Source organism: Psychrobacter sp. ANT_H3 (assembly GCF_027919975.1).
Lineage (GTDB): Bacteria > Pseudomonadota > Gammaproteobacteria > Pseudomonadales > Moraxellaceae > Psychrobacter > Psychrobacter maritimus.
In genome coordinates this window covers 1-1,420 of record NZ_JAQISM010000050.1, presented here as the reverse complement: position 1 = coordinate 1,420, position 1,420 = coordinate 1, and the positions used below count along the sequence as shown (strand labels likewise).

2 protein-coding genes are annotated in these 1,420 nt (G+C 40.8%); one reads left to right on the top strand and one right to left on the bottom strand.

The window, feature by feature from the left end:
• Positions 1–665 (bottom strand): DMT family transporter (locus PG901_RS13550; protein ID WP_271134696.1); only part of this gene is annotated, 665 nt, incomplete at its 3' end.
• Positions 666–821: 156 nt separating this feature from the next.
• Here PG901_RS13550 and PG901_RS13545 point away from each other — a divergent pair.
• The coding region (locus PG901_RS13545) for a LysR family transcriptional regulator (protein ID WP_271134695.1) at positions 822–1,420 on the top strand (599 nt) is incomplete at its 3' end.

Here is a 1,420-nt window from a genome sequence, read left to right as displayed (position 1 = left end):
TACACCTGTACGCATATACCCGCATAAATCAAAATAAATACATTTGAACTGGCGGCCGTAATCAATGAGTGCCAGTCAAATGGCTGTCCCTCCCAAATAGCCAACCCAAGCGCGAACGGGATTCCTAATAAATTAGTCAAAAGTAGCGTTTGATAGACAGAATGATTTTGTGGAAGTTTACGAACTAAGAGATTGTTTATCGCCATGGTTACCGCTACTATAAGCGCAAAAACTGCCCCTGAATTAATCTGTTTTGGTTGTACGATAACGAGGATACCAGCAAAACCTAACATAGATACCGCTATAATTGGAAAGGTTAATCTGTCTTTATAAAATAAAAAACCTAGTGGTAATACAAATAAAGGGGCGGCATAAAAAATGGCGTTCGCAGTCGCGAGAGGTAATACTTGAAGAGACAGTACCATGAATATCACACCTAACAACCACACGTGACTACGAACAAAGTGCCATTTTATATTACTGAATAACTTGTTCTTTTTATTAATTAAGCAAAATGGCAACAGCATTAAAACCGCTGTGCATTGACGAAACAGGATAAATTGATATACCGCCGTCTCAGAGGGCAAGGCCTTTATCAAGGCGTCTGAGAAGACCGCAATGATATTTCCTAGTACCAATAGCGTCATGGCAAATGCAACACTCATCTTTGGCATTCTTAGCCTCCCCGCCCTATTCAGAATTCAGAAACTGTTAAAACCCCAATGGGTTCATGCTGATTTAACGATCTGTCAGGCAGTATATTCAAGTAACGGTATGATGTATAATGATATAAAACATATTTAGTATTACCTGAGGTAATAATGGATTTACCACCGCTGCGTGCAATACAGTGCTTCGAGTCCGTTGCACGGCTTAACAGCTTTTCAAAAGCAGCAGAAAGCCTCAATGTGACACAAAGTGCCGTGAGTCACCAAATACGCATCCTTGAAGAGTATCTTGGGGAAGCAATGTTTTACAGGCAAGGCCGGACCTTTTCGTTGACAGAGGTTGGTGAGCGTTATTTCACAGATGTGAGTGGCGCATTGGGTCTACTTTCAGATAGTAGTCAGATTATTAAACATGGAAAACCTGGGCATATACGCTTAGCTCTGTACAGTTCAGTCGCAGTGAATTGGTTGATTCCTCGACTAGAAGACTTCTATAGACAGTATCCAGAAATAGAACTCACTTTAGATATGGTTAATCATCCCTCTGATTATAATGAGCAAAGGGCCGATTGTTATATCACCGTCGATCCTCCTCCACATGCTTTCATCAGTAAGTTTTTATTTACTGAAACTTTATATCCTGTGTGTGGTCAAAAGCTTTGGGAGAAAATAAGAGATAAACCCCTTCCTGACGCATTGTGGCGGCATCCAATATTGTCTGTGAGATATGCAGATACAAGCGTGAATACAGC